General features: G+C 58.1%; 21 protein-coding genes. 5 read left to right on the forward strand and 16 right to left on the reverse strand.

Annotated elements, in window-relative coordinates; all coding sequences use genetic code 11:
• Positions 1-93: 93 nt before the first annotated feature.
• The 3 genes from Poly21_RS16030 to Poly21_RS16040 all read right to left on the reverse strand — a co-directional run bounded on the left by Poly21_RS16030 (position 94) and on the right by Poly21_RS16040 (position 4,368).
• On the reverse strand, positions 94-1,521 hold the full coding sequence (locus Poly21_RS16030) for a TIGR01777 family oxidoreductase (RefSeq protein ID WP_146407931.1): 1,428 nt from the start codon (positions 1,519-1,521) through the stop codon (positions 94-96).
• Between the two features lie 110 nt (positions 1,522-1,631).
• Positions 1,632-3,011, reverse strand: a complete 1,380-nt coding sequence (locus Poly21_RS16035) for a PQQ-binding-like beta-propeller repeat protein (RefSeq protein WP_146408750.1) — start codon at positions 3,009-3,011, stop codon at positions 1,632-1,634.
• 241 nt (positions 3,012-3,252) lie between these two features.
• A complete protein-coding gene (locus Poly21_RS16040; RefSeq protein ID WP_146407932.1) occupies positions 3,253-4,368 on the reverse strand; it encodes a pyridoxal phosphate-dependent aminotransferase in 1,116 nt (371 codons plus the stop codon).
• Positions 4,369-4,506: 138 nt separating this feature from the next.
• Here Poly21_RS16040 and Poly21_RS16045 point away from each other — a divergent pair, with 138 nt between their 5' ends.
• From Poly21_RS16045 to Poly21_RS16055, 3 genes are all read left to right on the forward strand, one after another.
• On the forward strand, positions 4,507-5,835 hold the full coding sequence (locus Poly21_RS16045) for a glycosyltransferase family 4 protein (protein WP_146407933.1): 1,329 nt from the start codon (positions 4,507-4,509) through the stop codon (positions 5,833-5,835).
• Positions 5,836-5,942: 107 nt separating this feature from the next.
• The gene (locus tag Poly21_RS16050; RefSeq protein WP_146407934.1) at positions 5,943-6,620 is read left to right on the forward strand and encodes a DUF3299 domain-containing protein; all 678 of its coding nucleotides are present in this window, start codon (positions 5,943-5,945) and stop codon (positions 6,618-6,620) included.
• 61 nt (positions 6,621-6,681) lie between these two features.
• Complete coding sequence (locus tag Poly21_RS16055; protein ID WP_146407935.1) at positions 6,682-7,305, forward strand: DUF3299 domain-containing protein; 624 nt, start codon at positions 6,682-6,684, stop codon at positions 7,303-7,305.
• Between the two features lie 81 nt (positions 7,306-7,386).
• Here the strand turns inward: Poly21_RS16055 and sdhB are convergent, their stop codons facing one another.
• The 4 genes from sdhB to Poly21_RS16075 form a co-directional block, all read right to left on the reverse strand.
• On the reverse strand, positions 7,387-8,241 hold the full coding sequence (sdhB, locus tag Poly21_RS16060; protein ID WP_146407936.1) for a succinate dehydrogenase iron-sulfur subunit: 855 nt from the start codon (positions 8,239-8,241) through the stop codon (positions 7,387-7,389).
• Positions 8,242-8,300: 59 nt separating this feature from the next.
• On the reverse strand, positions 8,301-10,307 hold the full coding sequence (gene sdhA, locus Poly21_RS16065) for a succinate dehydrogenase flavoprotein subunit (RefSeq protein WP_146407937.1): 2,007 nt from the start codon (positions 10,305-10,307) through the stop codon (positions 8,301-8,303).
• A 65-nt stretch (positions 10,308-10,372) separates the two neighbouring features.
• Positions 10,373-11,257 (reverse strand): succinate dehydrogenase cytochrome b558 subunit, encoded by an 885-nt coding sequence (locus Poly21_RS16070; protein ID WP_146407938.1) that lies wholly within the window; start codon positions 11,255-11,257, stop codon positions 10,373-10,375.
• Between the two features lie 218 nt (positions 11,258-11,475).
• On the reverse strand, positions 11,476-12,237 hold the full coding sequence (locus Poly21_RS16075; protein WP_146407939.1) for a response regulator transcription factor: 762 nt from the start codon (positions 12,235-12,237) through the stop codon (positions 11,476-11,478).
• A 280-nt stretch (positions 12,238-12,517) separates the two neighbouring features.
• Here Poly21_RS16075 and Poly21_RS16080 point away from each other — a divergent pair, with 280 nt between their 5' ends.
• Entirely contained in the window at positions 12,518-13,834 is a 1,317-nt protein-coding gene (locus Poly21_RS16080) for a citrate synthase (protein WP_146407940.1), read from the forward strand.
• Positions 13,835-14,144: 310 nt separating this feature from the next.
• Here Poly21_RS16080 and Poly21_RS16085 read toward each other — a convergent pair whose 3' ends face one another.
• The 7 genes from Poly21_RS16085 to Poly21_RS27610 form a co-directional block, all read right to left on the reverse strand.
• Positions 14,145-15,206, reverse strand: coding sequence for an EscU/YscU/HrcU family type III secretion system export apparatus switch protein (locus tag Poly21_RS16085; protein ID WP_146407941.1), 1,062 nt, complete (start codon positions 15,204-15,206; stop codon positions 14,145-14,147).
• Between the two features lie 3 nt (positions 15,207-15,209).
• Complete coding sequence (locus Poly21_RS16090) at positions 15,210-16,001, reverse strand: flagellar biosynthetic protein FliR (RefSeq protein WP_146407942.1); 792 nt, start codon at positions 15,999-16,001, stop codon at positions 15,210-15,212.
• A gap of 2 nt (positions 16,002-16,003) precedes the next feature.
• The gene (locus Poly21_RS16095) at positions 16,004-16,270 is read right to left on the reverse strand and encodes a flagellar biosynthetic protein FliQ (protein ID WP_146407943.1); all 267 of its coding nucleotides are present in this window, start codon (positions 16,268-16,270) and stop codon (positions 16,004-16,006) included.
• 36 nt (positions 16,271-16,306) lie between these two features.
• Entirely contained in the window at positions 16,307-17,299 is a 993-nt protein-coding gene (gene fliP, locus Poly21_RS16100) for a flagellar type III secretion system pore protein FliP (RefSeq protein WP_302119182.1), read from the reverse strand.
• Positions 17,300-17,473: 174 nt separating this feature from the next.
• Positions 17,474-17,959, reverse strand: a complete 486-nt coding sequence (locus tag Poly21_RS16105) for a carboxypeptidase regulatory-like domain-containing protein (RefSeq protein ID WP_146407945.1) — start codon at positions 17,957-17,959, stop codon at positions 17,474-17,476.
• 135 nt (positions 17,960-18,094) lie between these two features.
• Positions 18,095-18,319: a DUF1559 family PulG-like putative transporter gene (locus tag Poly21_RS16110; protein WP_146407946.1), complete on the reverse strand. Its 225-nt coding sequence runs from the start codon at positions 18,317-18,319 to the stop codon at positions 18,095-18,097.
• The gene (locus tag Poly21_RS27610; RefSeq protein WP_302119185.1) at positions 18,298-18,444 is read right to left on the reverse strand and encodes a hypothetical protein; all 147 of its coding nucleotides are present in this window, start codon (positions 18,442-18,444) and stop codon (positions 18,298-18,300) included. The genes Poly21_RS16110 and Poly21_RS27610 overlap by 22 nt, the downstream gene beginning before the upstream one ends.
• Here Poly21_RS27610 and Poly21_RS16115 point away from each other — a divergent pair.
• Positions 18,443-19,720: an MFS transporter gene (locus tag Poly21_RS16115; RefSeq protein WP_146407947.1), complete on the forward strand. Its 1,278-nt coding sequence runs from the start codon at positions 18,443-18,445 to the stop codon at positions 19,718-19,720. The two genes, Poly21_RS27610 and Poly21_RS16115, sit on opposite strands and share 2 nt — an antisense overlap.
• 15 nt (positions 19,721-19,735) lie before the next feature.
• Here Poly21_RS16115 and Poly21_RS16120 read toward each other — a convergent pair whose 3' ends face one another.
• Both Poly21_RS16120 and Poly21_RS16125 read right to left on the reverse strand, forming a co-directional pair.
• Positions 19,736-20,383 carry an ATP-binding protein gene (locus tag Poly21_RS16120; RefSeq protein ID WP_302119186.1) on the reverse strand — a complete coding sequence of 216 codons (648 nt, stop codon included), beginning with the start codon at positions 20,381-20,383 and terminating at the stop codon, positions 19,736-19,738.
• Positions 20,384-20,429: 46 nt separating this feature from the next.
• Positions 20,430-22,136 carry a hypothetical protein gene (locus Poly21_RS16125; protein ID WP_146407949.1) on the reverse strand — a complete coding sequence of 569 codons (1,707 nt, stop codon included), beginning with the start codon at positions 22,134-22,136 and terminating at the stop codon, positions 20,430-20,432.
• Positions 22,137-22,149: the final 13 nt, after the last annotated feature.

The following is a 22,149-nucleotide window of genomic DNA, read 5'->3' on the forward strand; positions in this document are numbered from 1 at the left end:
GGCCCCCGAATCCTAATGAATTCGTGCTGGGATGGCTATCCGCTGCATTGTCGACCGACGGCGTGTGGGGCGGACAACTCGGCGCGAATCAACTCAGCGGGACGGAGCCGGCTGGCTACTGTGTTCGATCCCTGCTTTGCCCAGGGAGTAACGCAGGGCGTCTCGCAACGAAGGAAAGCGAAATTCGTAGCCGGTGGAGGCGAGTTGATTGGGGATCACGCGGGTGCTGGCGAGTAGCAATGCGTCCGCCATTTCGCCCACGGCCAACCGCAGGGCGGTCGCAGGAGCGGGAAACAATGCCGGCCGGCCCAGGGTCTCGCCGAGCGTTTTGGCGAATTCGCGATTGCTCATTGGCGTCGGTGAGACGAAATTGACGGGGCCGGTGAGCTGCGGTGTCGCGATGGCATGGACGATTCCACCGAGGACATCGTCCAGAGCGATCCAACTCCAGTATTGCCGTCCGTTGCCCAACGCCCCACCGCACATTTTCGCCGGGCCCAGCATCTTCTGCAGCGCCCCGCCGCGTGGGGAGAGCACCATCCCAAAACGTGCGTTGAGGACCCGGATACCGGCGTCCGCCGCCGGTCGGCAAGCTGCTTCCCACTGTTGACAGATTGCCGCCAAGAAGTCGTCGCCCGGTGCAGATGATTCGTCGAGCATCTCATCGCCGCGATCTCCGTAAAAACCGGTCGCCGATGCGCAGATGAGCGTCTGCGGCGGGCTCGACAATTGCGCCAGCCGTTCACACAGGCTGCGGGTCTTCTCGACTCGGCTATCGCGGATCTGCTGCTTGGTCGCCTCGGTCCATCGCGGCCCCGCGATCGGTTTGCCAGCCAAATGCACGACCACGTCGACAGAGTTGAAGCGTTCAAACTCCTGAGCCGTCGACCAGGCCGCGATTTCGTTGTCGCTGCCGTGTTGATCACGCGTGATCTGCAAGACACGGTGTCCCAGTAGGCCTAGCAGATTGCAGAGCGCGCTGCCGACCAAGCCCGTCGCCCCGGAAACGGCGATCGTCAGGGGGGCGAGATGATAGCGGGCCGTGAGTGTCAGGTCATCGCACGTGATCCGGTGTCGATAGGCAAACATGGCATCGAGTTTTGATCGCACATGGGATCCACCGAACAGAGTGCCGAGCTTTCCCAGCGGTACTTGATAGGCAATCTCGTCGGTCAAACGAGATGTATTCGGCCCCGTCGAGGTGAAACGATGTCGATGACGCCAGGAAGTAAACGGCCCCGATTCCTGTTCGTCAGTAAACAGCTCGGGCGGCTCGTAGCGTGTATGCCTGGCGTGCCAGCGCAGCGGGACGCCTGCTAGACTCATTTTGACGACGACACGGCTGCCGACCGCGAGACTGCCGTCGGAATGCTCGACTTCTATCGACTCCCAGGGTGGAATCAATCGGGTGAGGCATCCCGGTCGATCGTGATACGCAAAAGCCTTTTCGATGGAGACCGGCAGATCAACGCTGGCTAGGAACGTTTCAGGATCAGCAGCGTGGGCATTGAATGGAGTCATGATCACGTTGTTGTACCAGATGGGAGCTACCTTGGTTTGGTTGCACCTCTGATCGCTGGCCGGGAAGCGACGCCAGCGAAGTGTGCAACATCAGTGCCGCGATCGCTCGCTTACTTCGCGATGCAATACAAATGCGTTTTGCCACGAAGATAGATCTCGTTACCCGAGATGGCTGCGGACGCGTCGATCTCATCGTCGAGTTGATTTTCAGCGACGACTTGAAAGGCGTCCCCGTGCTCCAACACGACCGTAGTGCCGTCGCGACCGGTCAGGTAGATGTGGTCGGCGGCAGCGACAGGGGAGGCGTATACCGTCGAGATGTGGGGTAATCGGGTGGCGTCAATGACCATCGCTCCCGTCTTGGCATCGCGAGATAAGAGTACGCCGTTGTTGGCTTTCACAAAGTACAGCTGGCCTTGGTAGAGCAGCGGCGAAGGCACGTAGGGTGCCGCGTCTTCTTCATACCAAGTGATCGCTGCGGAATCGGTGATGTCGCCGGTGGAGCTCAGTGGGATTGAGTAAATCGCATAGCCACGGAAGCCGGTCATGACAATCACGTTGTCTTCAAAGCGAACGGGTGAGGGAATCGGATTGCTGGCTTGGCCACCGCACTGCCAGATCAGTTCGCCGGTAGCCAAGTCATAGCTGCGCACGCGATTGGAGCCATTGGTGATGACTTGAACCCGTCCTTCGTAAGGTGTGATCAGAGGCGTCGCCCAAGTCGTCGGCTCATCACGGCTGACACGCCATTTCTCAGCACCCGTCTTGGTGTCCAGGGCGACAATGAACGACTCGCCCTCGTGGTCCCAGGGCACCACCAAAGTGTCATCGTAGACCGCTGGGGAGCTACCTTCGCCAAACTGCGCACGGGTTTGCATTTGGCCCAGGTCCACCTCCCAGATTGGATTGCCGTCGAAATCCAGACAGAACACGCCGCGGGAACCGAACGACATATAAAGTCGCTCGCCATCAGTCACTGGGGATGAGGAGGCAAAGGTATTGGTGGAGTGACCGGCTTCATGCGGCACCTGCTGCGCTAGGGTGGTACGCCAGATCTCATCGCCGGTAGCCCGATCGTAAGCAAGCACCATGAAATCGTAGTAGTTGGTAAGCGCAGCGCCACCGCCCGCCCCACCCCGGCCGCGACCTCCAGGACCCCTTTCGCCAGGACCCCTTTCGCCAGGGCCTCGGTCGCCAGAGGCTCGGCCCGCTGGGCCGCCGAAACCACGGCGATCGCCGCGCTGAACAGTTGGTTGGTCTTCGGCGGGTTGACCGGTGGCGGACTGTGCGTTCTCGGCCACTCGATCGGTCTTCACTGCTGAGCTCACATAAACGCGATTGCCCAAAATGATGGGGGTGCTGCTCCCAATGCCGGGTACCTCGATCTTCCAACGAATGTTTTGAGTTTCACTCCACGTTGTTGGTGGATGAGCATCCTCGGCAGTGCCCGACGCTCCCGGCCCGCGCCACTGAGGCCAACCGTCGCTCATGGGAGCCGTCGTCGCATCGGCGGCCACGACAGCCCGAGTGCATGTACCGAGCACGAATCCGCACAGGATGATCGAAATGAGGTATCGCAAGAAGTTGTGCTCCAAGGTTGGGAGTGTGATGGGGGCCGTCGGTCCAGACCGGTAGCCAGTCAGTCGTTCAACCCCACCCCGCATGTCAAGTTTCGCGCCCCCGTGACGGGCAACCCCAGCATCCCGTCAAAGTCGCCTTGCCAGCGCCATCCTAGGTCGCCGCCCCGGCCAGCTTGATCAGCATCTCGGCGCCGCGACGGAGCGTTTCGTCACTAGCGGCGAAGCTGATGCGGAAATGCGTGTCCCGCGCACTGAAGATATTCCCGGGGATGATCAGCAAGCCCTGCGAAATGGCGTGTTCGACAAACGCCGCCCCGCCCGCCGCTCCCGGTGCTTTGGGGAACAGGTAGAACGCACCGCCGGGGGATGTCAGTTCATAGTGTGGGGACAGTTCATCGACAAGGAAATCGCGTTTTCTGCGGTAGTCGTCCACGTTCGTCTGCATGGAGATCTCGGCGGCGCGAAGTGCTCCCCATTGGGCGGGTTGCGGGGCACAGACAAACGAAAACTGTTGGATTTTGAGCATGGTCGCGATCACTTCGGGTGGGCCATGGATATAGCCAACGCGCCACCCTGTCATCGCGTGTGATTTACTAAAACCATCGATGACGATGGTATCCGGGTTAGCTTCTGCAGGGGAGTAAAACTCGCCATCGTAGAAGAACCGGCTGTAGATTTCATCGGACAGCAGCGCAATGTGATGTTGAGCGGCAATCTCGGCGACTGCGCGGAGGTCCGCTTCGCTAGCCGTCACGCCGGTGGGGTTGGCGGGGCTATTTACCAAAATCATTTTAGTTTTGGGGGTGATTGCGGCCGCTATCTTGTCGGGATCAAGCCGGAAATCAGGATAGGAATCCACCGCGACAGGCACTCCGCCAGCGAGCCGTACCAAGGCGGGGTACATGACGAAGTACGGATCGAGAAAGATCACTTCGTCGCCCGGATTGATCATGGACAGCATCGATAGGACCAATCCGCCACTGGTGCCGCTGCTGATAAACACGTCGCGGTCTTGACCAGGGTACTTGTCGCGAACTTCTGCTAGGATGGCTTCCCGCAGTGGGGCGATGCCCTGTGTCGGCGAGTAAGCGTTGCGGCCATCGCGGATCGCGTCGATCGCCGCCTCCTTGATCTCATCGGGTACATCGAAATCGGGCTGCCCGATCGAAAGATTGATCGGGTCTTTGAGTTTTGCAGCGAGATCAAACACCCGTCGAATCCCGCTGCTGTCGAATGTTTTCGTGCGGTCGGCAATCCAAGGGTGCATGATGGTGTCGTGGAAAATGGTGGTGATAATGACTGGCAAAACTTGGAGCGGGCTTGCCGCCTGTCGCCTCCGATTGGACAGGCTGCGAGCATGTCTCACTAGTATCGACGTTGACTCATCTTTGTACAGTGATCTGATTTGAAAATCGTCTTTCTAACCGCCGGAGCCGCTGGCATGTATTGCGGCAGCTGCATGCACGACAACTCGCTCGCCAAAGCGATGCGGGCGATCGGTGACGACGTCTTGTTGCAGCCTGTCTACACACCCATCCGCACCGACGAGCCCGGTATCGCGTCGGACCAAATCTTCCTCGGCGGGATTCAAGTGTACTTGCTGCAGCAGATTCCGTTGCTGCGTTGGGTTCCCCGCGGCCTGCGGTCGTGGCTTGATCGACCTGGGATCATCGGCGCGGCAACCCGGAACGCCGTCGGCACCGATCCAGCCAAGCTCGGCGACTTGACGCTATCGATGTTGCGGGGTGAGCACGGACGCCAGGCCAGTGAGGTCGAGCGGCTCGTCCGCTGGCTTGAAACTGAGCATCGGCCCGATGCGATTATTCTAAGTAACCTATTGATTGGCGGTGTGATTCCCTCCATCGCCGAGCGTTTGCCCGACACCAAAATCATTGTCGTCTTGCAGGGTGATGATATCTTTCTAGATCAACTGCCCGACAACGTTCGTCGCAAAGCGATCTTGTTATGCCAAGAGCTAGCCGAGAGCGTCGACACGTTCGTGACCTACAGTCGTTTTTACCGAGACAAAATGTGCGGGCTGTTGAGCATCCCAGCGGAGAAGTTCGAGATCCATCCGCTGTCGATCGATCTGAAGCCGTTTGGGGAGGTGGACTTGGTCGCCGCGGCCTCGGTGGCCGATGGGTTGCCCACGCCGCACACGAAAGTTGCGGGCGAGTTCCGCGTCGGCTATTTCGCTCGGATTGCTCCTGAGAAGGGTTTGCATCTGCTGGTGCAGGCGTTTGAACGCTTGGCCGGTGATCCAAACAACGCCCATATCACGCTGCACGCGGCAGGGTGGCTGGGCGATCACCATCGTCCCTATTTGGACGAACTGCAAGGCAAACTGAAAGCGGCAAATTTGGCCGAGCGTTTCATCTACCACGGCAGTCCGTCACTGGACGAGAAAGTATCGCTGATGCGAAGCTTCGACTTGTTGAGTGTTCCTGCCCCATATGAGGATCCCAAGGGGCTGTTCCTGCTCGAAGCCATGGCCGCTGGCGTGCCGGTGTTGCAGCCTGCCCACGGAGCATTTGTCGAACTGGTTGAAGCGACGGGTGGTGGCGAGTGCTATCCACCTCACGATCCCGGCGAGCTGGCTGCACGCATTGTCGCCCTCAGTCGCAGTGCCGAGCGGTTAACGGAGTTTCAAAGCGTCGCCCAGCACCGTTTGAAGCAAAATCACAGCATCGAAGCCGCTGCTGTACGCATGCATGAAACCTGTCGGGCGCGGTAGAGTGTCGCGCATCGCCCCGGGCTGGCCGACCGCCGAACCGCCCACGCACTGCTCGCGTAGTCAGTACCCCGGGTTTCTCTGTTTCCTTTTTTTGTTCTCTACAGCCAATGTCCACTGAAGTTCAGCCGTTTTCCGCTCCGGAGACCGTCGATTTTCCGTATCGGGCCATCAGTCGCGGAGCAATCTGGTCGATCGTGTTTTTCGTGTTCGCGTTGATTGGGTTGGTGCCGACGTTTGCTCCCCTGCTGGTTTTAGCGATCCCTGGAATTATCTTTGCCGCCGTTGGGCTGCGGTCGATTGCCCGGTATCCCGATGAGTACAGCGGCTATGGGTTGGCGATGTTCGGGCTCGTTGCCTGCTCATTGCTGTTCTTTGGAGGAGTCGGTCAGAACGTCTACATCTATCTGACGGAAGTCCCCGATGGCTACGAGAGGGTGCAGTTCTATGAATTGCAAGCAGATGCCAAGGAGCAGGATCAGCCGACTGAGACGGCGATCGCGATTGACGGAAAACCGGTCTTTCTGAAAGGATATATTCATCCTAGTAGCGGCAGTGGGATGCTACGTCAGTTCATCCTGGTGCCTGATTTGGGGACGTGCTGCTTCGGAGGTCAGCCCCGGAGCAGCGATATGATCGAAGTCAAACTGCCGCCCGGCCAGACCGTCCGTGCGAACCTGCTCAAGCGAAAGCTGGCGGGTCAGTTCCATGTCAATCGTATCGCTCAGAAGAAGGCCGATTTCGATCATGCCATTTTCTATAAGATGCAGGTAGACCAGTTTAAATGACGATACCGCCAGGCAGGGCTCTGCCCCTGCTCACGTAGGCCCACCCACCCAATTGGATCGCATGATGCCCACGCAACGCCACGCCGCTTCCGTTCCCCAGATCGCGCAGGTCGCGTTCTCACTCGCTGCGGTCGTCTTGGCTGCGGCGCTTACGTCGACCAGTTGGGCTGATGAGCCCGCCGGCAAACCGCTCTCGATTATCGAGCAGCGCCGGGCGATCATGCGGGGTGACGCGGCGGGTCGTACCAAGGTCGAGGAACGCAAAAGCAGTCAGGCGGACTTAGAGAAAGGAGATATCTCCTTCGATGATCTCAAGTTCGATATTGAGAAAGACGAGGCTTTCGACCCGAAAAAGCTGACCGACACGTTGCGGTTTCTGAACGGCCGGACGGTGAAACTGAGCGGCTACATTCTGCCCAGCACACTGTTTAAGGAAACCGATATCAATGAATTTGTGCTGGTTCGCGATAATCAGGAATGCTGTTTCGGCCCTGGCGCGGCACTATTTGACGCCGTGATGGTGGAGATGGTCCCAGGCAAATCCACTGACTTCGTGACCCGCCCCGTCACCGTGAAGGGCAAATTCGTCTTCGATCCTAAGAAATACAAATATCCGCCGGGAGTTGGTCCCAACGGAGCCAGCCATTTCGCGGTCTTTCGCATCGAGGGTGTGCAAGTACAGTAGCCCCCGACGCCCGCCCCACGCCGCTGCCAGCGGGGGGGAGTGGCATTCAGCCTCGATCGCGCGTGCGTCGTGGTCAGCGTGTTATCGCTCGAACCACTTTTTGATCGCGTGCAGCGTGGTCGCTCGCCCAGTACGAGCGATCGAGGTGGTCAGTGGGATTTCCTTCGGGCATACTGCCACGCAGTTCTGGGCGTTCCCGCAGGTGGAAATGCCTCCGGGGCCTGACAGGGCCTCAAGCCGGTCGGCGGCGAGCGTTTTGCCCGTTGGATGGTTGTTGAACAGCATCGCCTGTGAAATTCCCGCAGCGCCGATGAAGGCCTTGTCGAATTCTTCGTTTCGGCGCTGCTCGAACGCTTCGTCGCTCTCGCCCTCGGCCTGCGTCAGTTCGATTTTTTGGTACTGTGGGCACGCTTCCAGGCAGCAGCCGCAACTCATGCACTGGCTGAGCGGATAGTTGCGTTCCTGTTCCTGCTGCGGAATCCGTTCGCCTGGGCCCAGATTGTAATAGCTGTCGACGGGGACCCAGCCCTTGATTCGCTTGAGCCCGCGGAAGAGCCTCGCTCGGTCAACGACCAAGTCGCGGACGACCGGGAATTTACTCATCGGTTCGAGCACGATCTCATCGGGATTTTCTACGAGCAAGCGATCGACCAGTGCACTGCAGCTCTGTCGCACGCGACCGTTGATCACCATCGTGCAGGCGCCACATACCTCTTCAAGGCATCCGCAATCCCAAGCAACCGGTGTCACCTTTTGGCCGTCGACTGTGGTGGACTGCGCGGCGATTCGCTGCAGCACGCTGATGACATTCATCTCGCGCTCGTACTTGACCTTGTGTAGTTCCCAATATGATTTTCCACCCGGTTCGTGCTGGCGAAGGACACGGACGTTGATGGATTGGGGACGATTCTTACTCGAAGGTTGCGGCGCGGTCATCGTTGACAAGACTCGTTAAGCGGCAAATGGTGAAATGGTAGGTGCGGTGAGGTGTTCGATCAGTGCGAGCTGGCGAGATGGCTGGACGGATTGTTGGCGGCCAAAGCAGCGGCTCGCTCGTTCCAGACCTCTTCGATCGCCTCGGCGCCAACGAGACCGTAAAGTCGCGGACGCGGCGGGATCAGCGAAGTGTCGACATCTTCATACGTCAATTCAGGTTGATTGGTTGTGGCATTCCACGTCGCGATCGTGCTCTTGAGGTACTTTTCGTTGTTCGCTTGGAATGCATCGCACCATGCTTCGGCTTGGCGGCGTCGCTCGACCGGGTCTTCCGATGTGAGTGGTGGTTTGATGAAGTCAGGTTTAAAGTGAGCGCCCCGGCATTCATCTCGCTGCAGTGCACCTTTGAGTAACGCCTTGGCAATGGGGAACATGTCCTGCAGCGCTTTGGCGAATACGACATTTTGGTTCGTCCACGCGCCTGTGTCGGCGAGGTTGACTTTCATTACCCGCTCGTGAAGTTCATTCACTTTCTCGATCGCTTCGGACAACTGATCATTTTTGCGCACCACGGTCGCGACGCGGGTCATCAGTTCGCCGAGCTCCTGGTGGATCAGATACGGGTTTTCATCGCTGTCCTTGTTGCCATGCAGCAAGTGATCATGGCGATCCTGCTGGGCTTTGACGGCGCTGGCGAGCAGTGCCTCGGGCACATCGTCAGCTCCGGAGGTTTGCGCGGCCGCGTAATTGATGATGGACGAGCCGGTAAACAAACCAGTGAAAATACACGAAAGCAGCGAGTTGGCGCCGAGCCGATTGGCGCCGTGGTAGTGGTAGTCGCACTCGCCCATCGCGTACAAACCCTCAATGCTCGTCATGTGGTTTCGCGGCGCGCCGGCTTCGAGTCCCCCGTCAGCGCTCTTGACGTAATCGGCCCACAACCCGCCCATGCTGTAGTGCACCGCAGGGAAGATTTTCATCGGCTCGTCTCGCGGGTCCACGCCCTGGAATTTCTCGTAGATTTCCAGAATTCCGCCGAGCTTGCGATCAAGTTCGGCGCGAGGGATGTGTGTCAGGTCGAGATAGACGCACATGCGGTCGGATTCGACACTGAGTCCTTCATTGACGCAGATATCGAAAATCTCGCGGGTGGCGATATCCCGCGGCACCAGGTTGCCGTATTCGGGGTAGCGTTCCTCGAGGAAGTAGTAGCGATCGGCAGCCGGAATCTGTTTGGGTTCGCGAGGGTCCTGGGCTTTTCGCGGTACCCATACCCGTCCACCTTCTCCTCGGGCGGATTCACTCATCAATCGCAGTTTGTCCGCCCCGGGAATGGCGGTGGGGTGCACCTGAATGAATTCAGCATTGCCGTATTTCGCGCCCGCTTGAAAGCAGCGACTGGCGGCGCTACCGGTGCAGAACACGCTCATGGTGCTGCGGCCGTAAATCAGTCCGCAGCCGCCGGTAGCGACGACAACCGCGTCGGCGGGAAAAGCTCGAATCTCCATCGTTGTCATGTTTTGCGCCACCGCACCGCGACAGCGTCCCGTCTCATCCTGAATAGGGCCAAGGAAGTCCCAGAATTCAAACTTGCGAACGGAACCTTCAGCTTCGCGGCGGCGAACTTGTTCGTCGAGTGCATAGAGCAATTGCTGGCCTGTCGTGGCACCGGCAAATGCGGTTCGTTTGAACAGGGTTCCGCCGAAGCGGCGACGATCAATGAAACCCTCTTCGGTACGGTTGAATGGCACGCCGAGGCGGTCCATCAATTCGATAACCTTCGGCGCCCACATCGCCATCTCTTTGACGGGCGGCTGGTGATTGAGGAAGTCACCGCCATAGACCGTGTCATCGAGGTGGTTCCATTCCGCATCACCGAGTTGGCGGGTCTGGTCGTTGCAACTGTTGATGCCGCCTTGTGCGCACACGCTGTGCGAACGCTTGACGGGTGTCAGGCTGATCAGATCGACCGTCGCGCCGAGTTCGCAGAGCTTCATCGTCGATGCGAGTCCGGCGAGTCCGCCACCGATGACGACCACGCGGGCGGGTTGATTGGACGCTGCCATGTTGAAAAACCTTCGTGTCCGAACGGAATCAGTAGGACGAGTGAATGGAGAGAGAGGGGGCGGGGTTACTGCGAATCGGGGGCAACAATGATCGTTTCTTCGACAATGATTGCCTCGATACCATCTTCGCTAGGTGGCACTGCGTGATCATCACCGGCACGTTTGTGGGGGTCGTCGTAGGCCAAGCCTGTTGCTACGGCTGCGTCGTACATCTCTTGCTCTTTTTCTCGTGCGTTGGCAATGTCTGCTGGTCCAGGAGAAACCGCCGCCCACCATGCCGCCAACGCGACCATTGCTAGCAGTACGCCGAACACCGTGCAGACTTTGGTAGCACGCTGCATCGCTGCCGGTGAAGTCCACAGTCCCCAGGTGATTCCCGCTGTCCATAATCCATTGGCGAGGTGATATACGGTCGCCATGACGCCGATCAGGTAAAATGCAGGCCAGAATCCCCATACCCACTCGTCCATCGCCGAGGCGAGAGAGGAAGCGGCGTTGTAGGGGTAGAATTGGGCAAATCCCAGTGGTCTCATGACTGCCAGCCATGGGCTGAAGTGAAACCAACCCTGCAGATGCAGGATGTGAAACATCAGAAAGACAAATGCGATTAGGCCGGTCCATCGCTGCCAGGTGTAGCGTTTGTTGGCCGTGTATGGGTATCGGCTTGTGTTGGATTTTCCAGTCCGGATAATCCACACGCCGATGATCGCGTGAAAGAGCAGCGGCAAAAAGATCCCGCCCCATTCCACGATCGGTAGCGCCGGACCCAGCGAATGGATCATGTACACCGCTCGCTGAAACGGGGCCGTCCCGCCGAGCAAACTGGCGTTGGTGACCAGGTGGACGCACATGTACAGACCCAGCGGCACGACGCCTAGGAGCGAGTGCAGTCTCCGAATCCCAAATTCGTGACGGATGAAGAACGATTGAGAGCGAGTGAGTTCAGCCACGGATGTCGGATGGGTGCGAGGGAGAAGTTTTGCGCAAGATCAGCTCAGCGAGTCTAAGCATAAAGGGTTCGTGGTTCCCGAAACAGGAGGGATCGTACCTTCGGGCGTGTCGTATTGTCGCAGAACTAACTGCCGCAGTCCCGTGACGAATAGGGCAAACGAGAAAGTCCCGGTGTGGTTGATCGGCACTCCAATGAACCGTCAACTCACTGAGAAGGTTAACCTTTGTCCTCGGGATGCAATACGAACCGATACCCCGCGTCGCGGAGCGTCAGGAGGTGCACCGGTTCCGCCGGCGCGGGCTCGATCACCTTCCGCAGTCGCGCGATGAACTGATCGACCGCTCTGGTTTGGACATTTCCTGAAACCTCCCAGACGTGAATCAGCAGTTCTGATCGGCTGATGACTCGCTCGGGGTTCTCAACGAAGTAACGCAGTAAGCGGAGTTCTTTCGGCGTCATCCGAACGGACTTGCCGGCGACACGGACCTGATGAGTGCGGAAGTCGACCGCGACCTGCCCAAACTCGATCGCCTCCACGCTCTTGGCAGTGTTCGCCGGTTTGCCCTCGCCAATCCGAGGCCCCGTTGTCGAGGCGGGGGCTGCATGCCGTGAAATTTGCAATAAGTTTTTAACTCGGCTCAGCAACTCGTCGAGCTCGAACGGTTTGCTCATGTACTGGTTTGCGCCCACGTCGAACCCGCGCGTACGATCTTCGGGCAGCGTCCGGGCCGACAGCATCAGGACCGGCAAACCCAATCCCGCGTCGCGAATTTTTTGGCACACGGTGTACCCACTCATCCCTGGGAGCATCAGATCGAGGACGACCAAATCAATGCTATGCGGGCCCATATCAATCAACTTGAGCGCCGAGGGGCCATCTTCGACCAGCGTAACGCGGTACCCCTCCGCCTCGAGATTGTATTTGATGCCGATGCCGAGATGTTGCTCGTCCTCGACGACCATGATGTGTGCGCGCAACCGTTGTTTCCTCTGCTAATGAAGTGTGGGGCACCGACCTCGATCGACAGCCAGCGAGCGGGTGGCAGCGGATCATAGCATGTTGGCGAGCGAATCGAATCAGGTAAATGTCATCATGACCGTGAGATGATCGCTGCTCTGAGTCACCGAAAAAACTGTCGCTGATTGTCGTGCGCGTAACACAGGGCTACACTACTGACTCGCCGGCGGGCGAGGGCTCTCGTTCCTACTTGCCGGCACCCTGATTGCTCACCCAGACTCTACCCGAATCGCAGCCATTATGAAGTCTTCAAACGGTTTTGAGATAGAAGAAATTGACACGGTTAAGGTCCACATGGGCGATCAGAGCTGTGAGCTTCCCTTGATCGAAGGATCCGAAGGTGAGCGCGCCCTCGATATCAGTCGGTTGCGAGCCGAAACGGGAGTGATCACTCTCGACGAGGGGTTCGTCAATACGGGCAGCACGCGCAGTGCCATCACGTTCCTCGATGGCGAAAAAGGTGTGCTGCGGTATCGTGGTTATCCCATCGAAAAACTTGCCGCGAGTTGCGACTTCATCGAGACAGCGTTCTTGTTGATTTATGGCGAACTGCCTAACGCGAAAGAACTCGAGACGTTTCGTGCCGGCATTCGGGAGCATACGATGCTCCACCAAGACATGAAATCGTTCTACAACGGTTTCCCACGCGACGCTCACCCGATGGCCATTCTCGCTAGCGTTGTGGGGGCACTCTCGACGTTCTATCAAGATTCGCTCGATCTCAATGATGAGCGTCAGGTGGAGATTTCAATCTACCGGCTGCTCGCGAAACTGCCCACGATCGCGGCGTACAGCTACAAGAAGTCCATCGGTCAGCCGTTCATGTATCCCAAGAACAGTCTGAACTATACCGAGAACTTCTTGCACATGATGTTCGCGACCCCGACGGAGGAGTACCAGCTCGATCCCGACTTTGCCGAAGCGTTGAATCTGCTGTTGATTGTTCACGCCGATCACGAACAGAACTGTAGCACCTCGACCGTTCGGATGGTCGGCAGCAGCAATGCAAACCTGTTCGCATCCATTTCAGCGGGCATCAGTGCCCTCTGGGGGCCGCTGCACGGTGGTGCCAATGAGGCCTGCGTGAATATGCTCGAGCAAATCGCTCGCGACGGTGGCAATGTCAAGAAATATGTCGACATGGCGAAAGACAAAAACAGTCAGTTCCGCCTGATGGGCTTCGGCCACCGCGTCTACAAAAACTTTGATCCGCGGGCGACGATTATCCGTGCGTGCTGCGATAAACTGCTCGACAAGCTGAACCTAGACGATCCCTTGTTCGAGGTCGCCCAGCAGCTCCAAGACGTCGCGCTCAAAGACGAGTATTTCATCGAGCGTAAATTGTATCCCAATGTCGACTTCTACTCGGGCGTGATCTATCGCGCCCTGGGTATCCCAGTCCAGATGTTCACAGTCCTGTTCGCAATTGGACGTCTACCAGGCTGGATCGCTCACTGGCGTGAAATGCATGCTAGCCCTGGGTTCCGCATCAATCGCCCCCGTCAAGTCTACACCGGCCATACCGAGCGGAACGTCACCCCGTTGCAGTCCCGTTGAGTGCCGATGTCACGGATTTTCCCGCTGGGATTTATCATTTATCTGCAACCTCTCTTGGCTCCCGCCCTTAACAGAGGTTTGCTTGGCTGGGCTGTTGGTCCAGCTTGCTGAGTGTAGGAATCGCTCGTTGACCGGAGCTGCAGACTCAGGTGCAAACGTTGGTGCTCCAACGTCGGGAAGCGGGATCGTTGCGGCATTCGCTGTGCTCCCGATCCACTCCACCGGGCAGATGGCGATCGAACGCGATTGCTTTCCTGCTCAGCAAAACCGAACCAACGGTCTTTCACGCGCCGGGTAGCATTCGCTTTTCCTAGCTCATCGATCGTTCGGTGGGCGCATTCGCATCGCGCAATAGCTCAGCCACGGCCCGGTATTGGGCGGTGGGGATGGGCTGACCGATATCGGTGCTGTTGTAGAGAAACCGGGCAAGAGACTTTCTTTCGGCAATAAAGATGCCGCTCTGGAGGGCCAAGCGATGGATCTTTTTGCCGAGCATTCGGTCGCCCTTGGCCACGACAGTCGGTGTCGCCATGGTGGCGGGGTCGTACCGGACAGCGATCACGAGGTCGTTCGGATCGATAATCACAACGTGCGCGGTCTGCACTTCTTGGGTGACATGATCAACCGCGAGCTGCCGTGAAACCTCGCGGCGACGATCTGTTACTCGGGGGTCGCCCTCGAGTTCTTTCATTTCGTCGCGCAGTTCCTGGTCGGTCATCATCAGGTCCTGTTCGAACTGCCATTTCTGGAATACCCATTCAAGCAACGCCAGAATGAACAGGGCGACGCCAATCCATAAGCAAACCCCCATCAGCGTATCGAACATGGCCGATGCAATTTGAGGCACGGACATTGTTGCCATCCCGATCACCCGATGCTGATGGGCTCGCAGGGCATAGTACGCCACCGCCACAATCACGCCGACTTTAATGATGCCGAATAGTAAACGCATGATGCCGCGGATTGACAGGATTCGCTGTGCACCAGAGAGCGGACTGATGTTGCTGAGTTTGGGCGTTAGTTTTTCGGGCGATAGGATCAGTCCAACCTGCGTGACGTTGACAGCGACCGCGCCGACAAACATCAACAGCAGCAAGGGGGCGATCGCAAACGCTACCTGTCCACACAATCGCATTAAATCGTGCGTTGCGTCCTGAGGAGAGTAGGCGCGCATGGTGGCGTTGGAGAGGCCCGCCTCGATTCCATTGGCTAAGATTGACGAGGTTGTGTGACCGAAGTAATGCATTGCTCCAATTGCTGCCAAGAGCAACGATGCCGAAGTCAGGTCTTGGCTCTTGGCAACCCGCCCCTGTTCCCGTGCCTGCTTGCGTTTGCGGTCGGTTGCAAAATGTTTTTTTTCGCCGTCAGACATGAGCTAGCTGCCCTTTGACCAGATCAGCGATAGCCGCTCAACATTGGCGGCCAAGTCGTCTTGAAAGATCCAGGCGACCGAGCCGATTGTGAGCGAGGTGACGACGAGTAATGCGAGCGCATTGACGCTCAATCCCACGGCGAGCACGTTGATCTGCGGCATGGTGCGGCTGATCAAACCTGTAACTAAATTACTCAGCAGCAGCGCGGCGACAACGGGCGCCGAAACACGTACGCCCGACGCGAGCGAGCCGCTCATGCAATCCGTGATCGCCTGCATCATCGATGCATGAAACACCACTCGGCCGGGCGGCATGGAATCGAAGCTCTCTACGAGAAGACTCAGCATGATGCGGTGGCCTCCGCTAAGTAGCATCACGGCCGTAACGAGCATGCCAACCATCCGGGCAAGTGCGGGCATGCTACTCCGGGTCGCCTCGTCCATCGATTCACCTAGCTGCATCCCGCCGGTGCTTGTGATCGCTTCGCCGGCAAGCTGAATGCCCGTAATCACAATCTGAACCGTGGTTCCGATCAGCAGGCCAATCATTCCTTCACGCGCGATCGCGATGGTGAGATCTGCCAGGTGATCGAAATCCGGCAGGTCTTGCATGCCCGGGCGATCGGCAATGGTGGGCAGCAACAAGGCTGTCATTGTCAGCGTCGATATCGCCTTGACGCGTCTTGGCACGCCAGCACCAATCGCAGGCATCGCCGCCAACATCATGCTCAATCGAGTCAATACGAGCACTCCAACAACCATGTGCTCGATCAGCCATTGGACCAGCGGCGTCATCGTTAGAGTCCGCCCGCAGTTTCAAAGACGCTCCGCGTGAACTCGATCATGCGGGTCATCAACCAGGGCATGCAGGCCACCAGGACCGCGGCCATCGCTAGCAGCTTGGGGACGAAAGAAACTGTCTGATCTTGAATCTGCGTCAGGGCTTGTACGAGCCCAATGGCTAGGCCCGCAGCCATCCCCACGAGTAACAAGGGGGCTGCCAGGACGACAGCCATCAGCAGCGTTTCACGTATCAAGTCAACTGCAGAAGAGGGTTCAAGCATGGGGGTAGTCAGTGGTCAGAAGCAAAAGGCTCGAAGTTAAAAAGTGCCGAAGCTGTTCATTAACATTTCAACAACCAAACGCCATCCATCGACGAGGACGAAGAGCAGCAGCTTGAATGGGAGCGAGATTACCGCCGGAGGCAACATCAGCATGCCCATCGAGATTGTGACGCTGGCAACGACCAGGTCGACGATTAGGAACGGCAAGTAGATTTGGAAGCCCATCAGAAAGGCGGTCTTGAGTTCACTCAAGATGAAAGCGGGCAGCAGCACTCGAATGGGGACATCCGAAAACGTACTCGGCAGCGGCGCATCTGCATCCATGTAGCTATAGAACAGGTGCACGTCGTCGTGGTTACCCGCCGTATCGATTTGTCGAGACATGAACTCGCGGACTGGGATCGAGCCAGCGTCATAGGCTTCGATCAGCGTCATCTCGATCTCCGGATCGGTATACGGCGCGATCGCATCGTCATAGACCCGAGTCCACACGGGCGTCATCACAAAGAGCGTCATGAACAGTGCGACGCTCGTCATCACTTGGCTCGGTGGCAGTGACTGCAGCCCGATGGCTTGTTTGAGTAATCCGAGCACGATGATGATGCGTACGTAGCACGTCGTCATCAACAGCACGGCAGGTGCGAGCGACAACACTGTGAGGAGCAGCATCGATTGCAGGCTGCCCGATAATCCTTCGGGGCTGGTCCAATTCTCGGGACCACCGTTGAGAAACTCGAGTGGTTGAGCACTTGCCGGAGAGGCTTCTGGCAGAGCGTTTTCTCGCTCCACTGACGCTTGACTGGTCACCGGATCAATAATCGCGTCGATATCCGCCCCGTCGATGGGGATCCCGCCGATCCGATCACCTGCACCGACTCGAATCGGTGCGGGCGTGCCCGCACGCATCGCCATGTAGGCTGAGCCAGAGGCCACCTCGTCCGCTCGCAGTGGGCTCACCGTCACGCCAGTCGCGAGCACCAGCAAGGCGACGCCAGCGAGGCAGATGCGGCAGGCGGAAGTGAGAAACACGTAGCGGATACCGTCGAGAGAGGACGCTGGGGATGCGATGCTCTCGGACTTTAGGAAAAATCGACCTTTTGGCGAAAGATGTTTTCTGACGCCAATATGCCGGCCCTGTGTCTTCGAAGGAACTGAAAACTTGTCGCCAGGTAGGTGGTAGCGTGCCGCAGTGCGTATCCGAACCTAAAGTTTCGGCAGTGCTTTCTTGACCGTGGCCCCCACGTCAATGGTTTCCTCAGTTGGTGAGCCCTCTGCTACGGTTAGTTCCGCAGTTGTTGACTCCGCCGAGCTGAATAGAGGGTCGACGTGCCGATACGAGGTTGCTGCGGGAGCGCCGTCAGGGTCATCGGCAGCAACCGCTGGCCCATCGGTCGTAAACTTGTCGACAGTTACCTTGTAGGTCCCAGCAGGGGCGCCCTCATATTTGCCATGAGTCATGATTTTGGCGACGCCTGTTGCATCGGTCGATCCACCACTGGCCCACGTATTGGAGGAATCCTGAGGAATGAGCTGCACACTCGCACCTTCCAACGGGGCTCCGCCCTGAATGACTTTGACGATGACTGGTTGCAGATCGGGCAGTCCGTCCGGTAGATCTTCGCCACCGCAACCGGATATTGTTAAGCACAGGCAGGTCAGTACGGCGCCGCTGGTTTTACGAAACTTCATTTTTTTTGAACTGTGGAGACGTTGAGATATGAATTGAAATACGGGAGAGTCGAGTTGCGCGAGGCCCTGCCAAAACGAGCAGTCGCTAGCGCGTACTGCTTGGGTTGAGCAGGGCCATGTGATCATGCAAGTGCATCAATCGAGCGTGACTGTTTCGCTTCCTTGGGGTGATCCCATTGCTCCCCAGATGCCATACGGGCTCTTGCCGACTTTGACCTGTGGCAAATTCGCGTTTCCTGCATCCACTGAATCTGTCACAAACCGAACTGAACCATCAAAACGGAGCGTCTGCACACCACCTTGGTGGTTGCCGCTGAGCAACACGGCAATCGCTCCGGCTATCGTGGATCGGGATCGCACGGGATTGTTGAAAACTCCGCAGCGTCCCCGTTAACCAGCGACACGGGCTGGGCGTCTTCCGCCAGTTCCCAGATCTGCGGCCGGGATCTACCTGCTGGCAGGTGCATCGACGATGGTGGCGGCATGAATTACCTTTCCAATGGCCTGTCCCGTCGCCTGCCGTTTTTCTACGGGTACGTGATGTTGCCCATCGCGATGCTGATGCAGATCGGCACCAGTCCAGGACAAACCTTCGCCGTGAGCGCATTCACGCCCGCGTTGCTGGCATCGCTCGAGCTATCGGAGAGTCGCTTGGCCCTCGCCTATATGCTTGGGACTTTCTTGGCGGCCGCGCCACTATCCATGGTGGGGCCCTTCTCGGATCGATTTGGGCTGCGGCTGACGTCGTTAATTGTGGTCGCACTGCTCTCGGGAGCATGCTATTTCGCGTCGACTGTGACTGGCTTCGCAACCCTATTACTGGCCTTTTTCTTGCTGCGGTTTTTAGGGCAAGGTTCACTGACTCTCTTGAACCAAAACACGACAGCGATGTGGTTTCGTTCTCGGATCGGTCGCGTGTCGGCGATCCTCAGTATCGGTACCGCAGCGGCTTTTGCCTGGGTCCCACAGATGCTCAGCGAAGCGATCCAGGACCATGGGTGGCGATCCACTTATCAGGTCATGGCGGTGCTGGTAGCAGTAATACTATTACCTCTGATCGCGTTGCTGTACCGCAACAAGCCAGAAGAGATCGGGCAGATGCTCGATGGCATGACTACCAAAGAACGACATGCCTCGCACCTTGCACCCACGGCCACCAGCGATGATCCGGCAATGACGCTCGCCGATGCGGGCCGGACGGCTACGTTTTACATTCTGGCGGCAATCAGCGCCGTTTGGGCAATGATCGGGACGGGAATTGTGTTCTATCTGTTCACCCTATGCGAGGATCGTGGCTTGCAAAGCTCGACGGCGACGGCGCTTTTTAAGACGTTCGGTCTGAGTATGCTGGCAATGCAGTTCGTCGGTAGCGTGGCGACGGATTACTTGCGACTGGATCGATTGCTGGGTCTCGGCGCCGTTTTGCTCTGCGTGGGCTTGGCCCTGATTTGGTTCGCACAGACGTCCTTGCTCATGCATGGGTTCGCGATCTGTTTTGGCGGCGGCCAGGGGCTGTTGATGGCCGTCACGGGCGTAGTGTGGGTTCGCTACTACGGACGCAAGCATCTCGGCAGCATTCGTGGGAGTGTGTGGTGCGCGACCGTCGCCGGCAGCGGCCTCGGTCCGCTGGTCATGGGGGCCGTCAAGGATGCGACGGCTAGTTACGACACTGCCCTTTTAATGTTCTTGCTGCTGTTGACCCCGCTGGCGATCGCCGCGTGGTTCGTCCGCCCGCCGGTCACGCATACTCACCCGGTCTGAGAGGTTCGCTCTGCATCATACTCTTTGGCGTTGCCCGCCCTGAAAGGACTCGGCGACTTCATAGAGATCGTCCCACAGATCACGTAGGTTTTTGATCTCGTCGAGATTCAACGTTCGTAGGTGATCTTGCACGTGTGAACGCAATGTCGGGGAGGTCTCGTCGGTGCTGTCTGGCAGTAAATCATCGACCAGCTCAGCGATGAGGCCTGGTGTGAGTCCGGTGCGATAAAGCGTTTCGTAGCCAGTGATGTCGTGGTGGCTGGTCGCGAGGACGAACTGCTGGTGACGCCGGCACCGCCAGGCGATCCACCGCCGGACGAGGGCGGGGATCTGCTCGGCACCATCGATCACAATCACCCCGCCGGACGCCGCTGTCCGCAGGCACTGCGTTAACGTGCGGACATTGCTCAAAATCTCGCTGAGGTGATTGCTCTGAGTGAGCTGCACCCACGCGCCACCGGGCATGTCCAGTTCCAATTGCCCGGCGAGCTCTCGTAACAACGTTGATTTTCCAGTCCCATGATTGCCAACGATCACCCCGCAACGGGACTTGCGGAGTTGGGCGATAAAGCTCTCATTGAAAGCGGGGGGGGCCTTTTCAGCGGCTGGGTCACCAACTGCTGGGGCACCAGACGCGGGGTCAGCCTTGAGCAACCGGAACACCAATGCCCCGGGGCACACGTAGCGGCTGGCAAATGGGTTGGAGTGGTTACTGTGTGAGGAAGATATAGCCAGGGTCCATGGTTAAGTACCAATTCCGCCACTCTCGCTGAGCCCGGCGTAGTTCACCGTAGTCCTGCCTTTTCCCGGGTTCGATCTTCATATCAAACCCTTCGAATTTCCGGCTGATGAAGCGCAGGCCGTCGCGAGCATATGTTCGCACCCGGGTATCAGGATCATCGAGGGCGAAAATGAGCGAAGGCACGACTCGAATCTCATCGCTCTGGCCGAGCACTCGGGCGGCGACCCGACGAGCCTGGTAGGACGACGACCCTCTCACGAGACGCTCGAGACGGCCAATCTGCGCTTTGCGGGTTTTAGGGTCGTCAGAGAGTTTCATGTCCTCGGGCAGTGACTTGCCTTCGAGTGCGCTGGGGTCGTCGCCTTCGAGCATGTCGAGTAGATCAGTGACCGCTTCGGCCACCGGTTCGCCTTTGATCTGACCACCGTCGACACGAATTTTTGTCGTGTCTCCTGGCAGCTCGCGCCCCCCCCTCAATGCACCTTCCGCTTCCTGCTCGATTGCCTTCTTTGTTCCCCGGATCAGGAACAGCATCGCAAACGAGCTCGACACAGAACTGGTCGTGTAGGACTGTCCGGGCCACCCTCGTCCTTTTTGCTCTTTTCCCTTCAGGTAGTTGACACCAATGTCGTACCAGCCCGCCATTTCTCGGTAGTCATCACCCATGATGACTTCGCGGAAGCTCTCGTACCGTTCGAGCGTGTACAGTTGGTAATAGGGCCATGCCGATTGAACCTTGGCGGGATCGGGCGAATTCGCGCTGATGCTGAGGTATCGCTGGCAATCATCGATAGCTTGGCGAATGGGCGCGGGATCGTATCCTGGTTTGTCCGATGAGGTTTCGTCCTCGACCAAATCCTCTTGGAACAATTTAACGGACTTGGGTAGTCCGACGATGCCGGTTTTCCCTTCGGCCATCGCTTCGCCCCAAACCTCCAGGATGTCCGCTGCGATCATCAATGCACTGCCGCCGGCAACGGCCATGGAAGGGGTCAGTCCGCCCTGTTTGATGCGTGTCATGCTGCCGGGATCTTCGGCCAGATAGGGCCACCCGCCACTGGGGTCTTGGACGCGCAGCAACCAACCGATCGTGGCTTGCACGCCCTTGTAGTCCACCGCGATCCCCGCCCGATCCAACGTCCAGAGGGCCAGTACCGCGTACTGAGTCTGCGAGACGTCGCCCTTGCGGTCGCCAGGATACGAATAGCCGCCATGGGATTCTCGGTCTTGACGCAGGAATTTCTCGTACAATTTGAGTTGGGGGCGATACTTCTTGCGGTCCACTTCGGCCAGCACTAACACCGCCGTGGAGACAGTGTAGAGGGTTTTGTTTTCACCGCCGGGGAAGTTTCGCTGTTGGGCGTTGTTGAGCATATTCAGGAAGGACAGGGCCGCCTCGACTCCCCGACGCACCACGGGATTGTTTTTATCATGGTGAACCTTCATGACGGCGTAGCCGGCTAAACAAAGCTCTCCGTGTCCCCCGGAATAGGTGAGGTCTAGTTTGTAGAACGGTGCTGCCTTGACGTTGGCCAGCATTCCCGCCATCCCCCCCTCGACCATATTGACGACGACAGGGTCATCGACGGAGTACGCATTCGCTTTCGACGCAGGAACGATCGAGGTCAGAAGTGTCGCGATAAGCAGCGATAACGACAGAGCATGGCGGAGCATGCGTGGTCTGAAG

This window comes from Allorhodopirellula heiligendammensis, from assembly GCF_007860105.1.
GTDB lineage: Bacteria > Planctomycetota > Planctomycetia > Pirellulales > Pirellulaceae > Rhodopirellula > Rhodopirellula heiligendammensis.

Coding starts and splice junctions, on each gene's coding strand:
- Poly21_RS16050 (WP_146407934.1), top strand. CDS start 5,943: ATGTCCACTGAAGTTCAGCCGTTTTCCGCTCCGGAGACCGTCGATTTT.
- Poly21_RS16125 (WP_146407949.1), bottom strand. CDS start 22,136: ATGCTCCGCCATGCTCTGTCGTTATCGCTGCTTATCGCGACACTTCTG.
- Poly21_RS16080 (WP_146407940.1), top strand. CDS start 12,518: ATGAAGTCTTCAAACGGTTTTGAGATAGAAGAAATTGACACGGTTAAG.
- sdhB (WP_146407936.1), bottom strand. CDS start 8,241: ATGACCGCGCCGCAACCTTCGAGTAAGAATCGTCCCCAATCCATCAAC.
- Poly21_RS16095 (WP_146407943.1), bottom strand. CDS start 16,270: ATGCTTGAACCCTCTTCTGCAGTTGACTTGATACGTGAAACGCTGCTG.
- Poly21_RS27610 (WP_302119185.1), bottom strand. CDS start 18,444: ATGCCGCCACCATCGTCGATGCACCTGCCAGCAGGTAGATCCCGGCCG.
- Poly21_RS16115 (WP_146407947.1), top strand. CDS start 18,443: ATGAATTACCTTTCCAATGGCCTGTCCCGTCGCCTGCCGTTTTTCTAC.
- Poly21_RS16035 (WP_146408750.1), bottom strand. CDS start 3,011: ATGAGCGACGGTTGGCCTCAGTGGCGCGGGCCGGGAGCGTCGGGCACT.
- Poly21_RS16085 (WP_146407941.1), bottom strand. CDS start 15,206: ATGTCTGACGGCGAAAAAAAACATTTTGCAACCGACCGCAAACGCAAG.
- sdhA (WP_146407937.1), bottom strand. CDS start 10,307: ATGGCAGCGTCCAATCAACCCGCCCGCGTGGTCGTCATCGGTGGCGGA.
- Poly21_RS16040 (WP_146407932.1), bottom strand. CDS start 4,368: ATGCACCCTTGGATTGCCGACCGCACGAAAACATTCGACAGCAGCGGG.
- Poly21_RS16105 (WP_146407945.1), bottom strand. CDS start 17,959: ATGAAGTTTCGTAAAACCAGCGGCGCCGTACTGACCTGCCTGTGCTTA.
- Poly21_RS16055 (WP_146407935.1), top strand. CDS start 6,682: ATGATGCCCACGCAACGCCACGCCGCTTCCGTTCCCCAGATCGCGCAG.
- Poly21_RS16090 (WP_146407942.1), bottom strand. CDS start 16,001: ATGACGCCGCTGGTCCAATGGCTGATCGAGCACATGGTTGTTGGAGTG.
- Poly21_RS16030 (WP_146407931.1), bottom strand. CDS start 1,521: ATGACTCCATTCAATGCCCACGCTGCTGATCCTGAAACGTTCCTAGCC.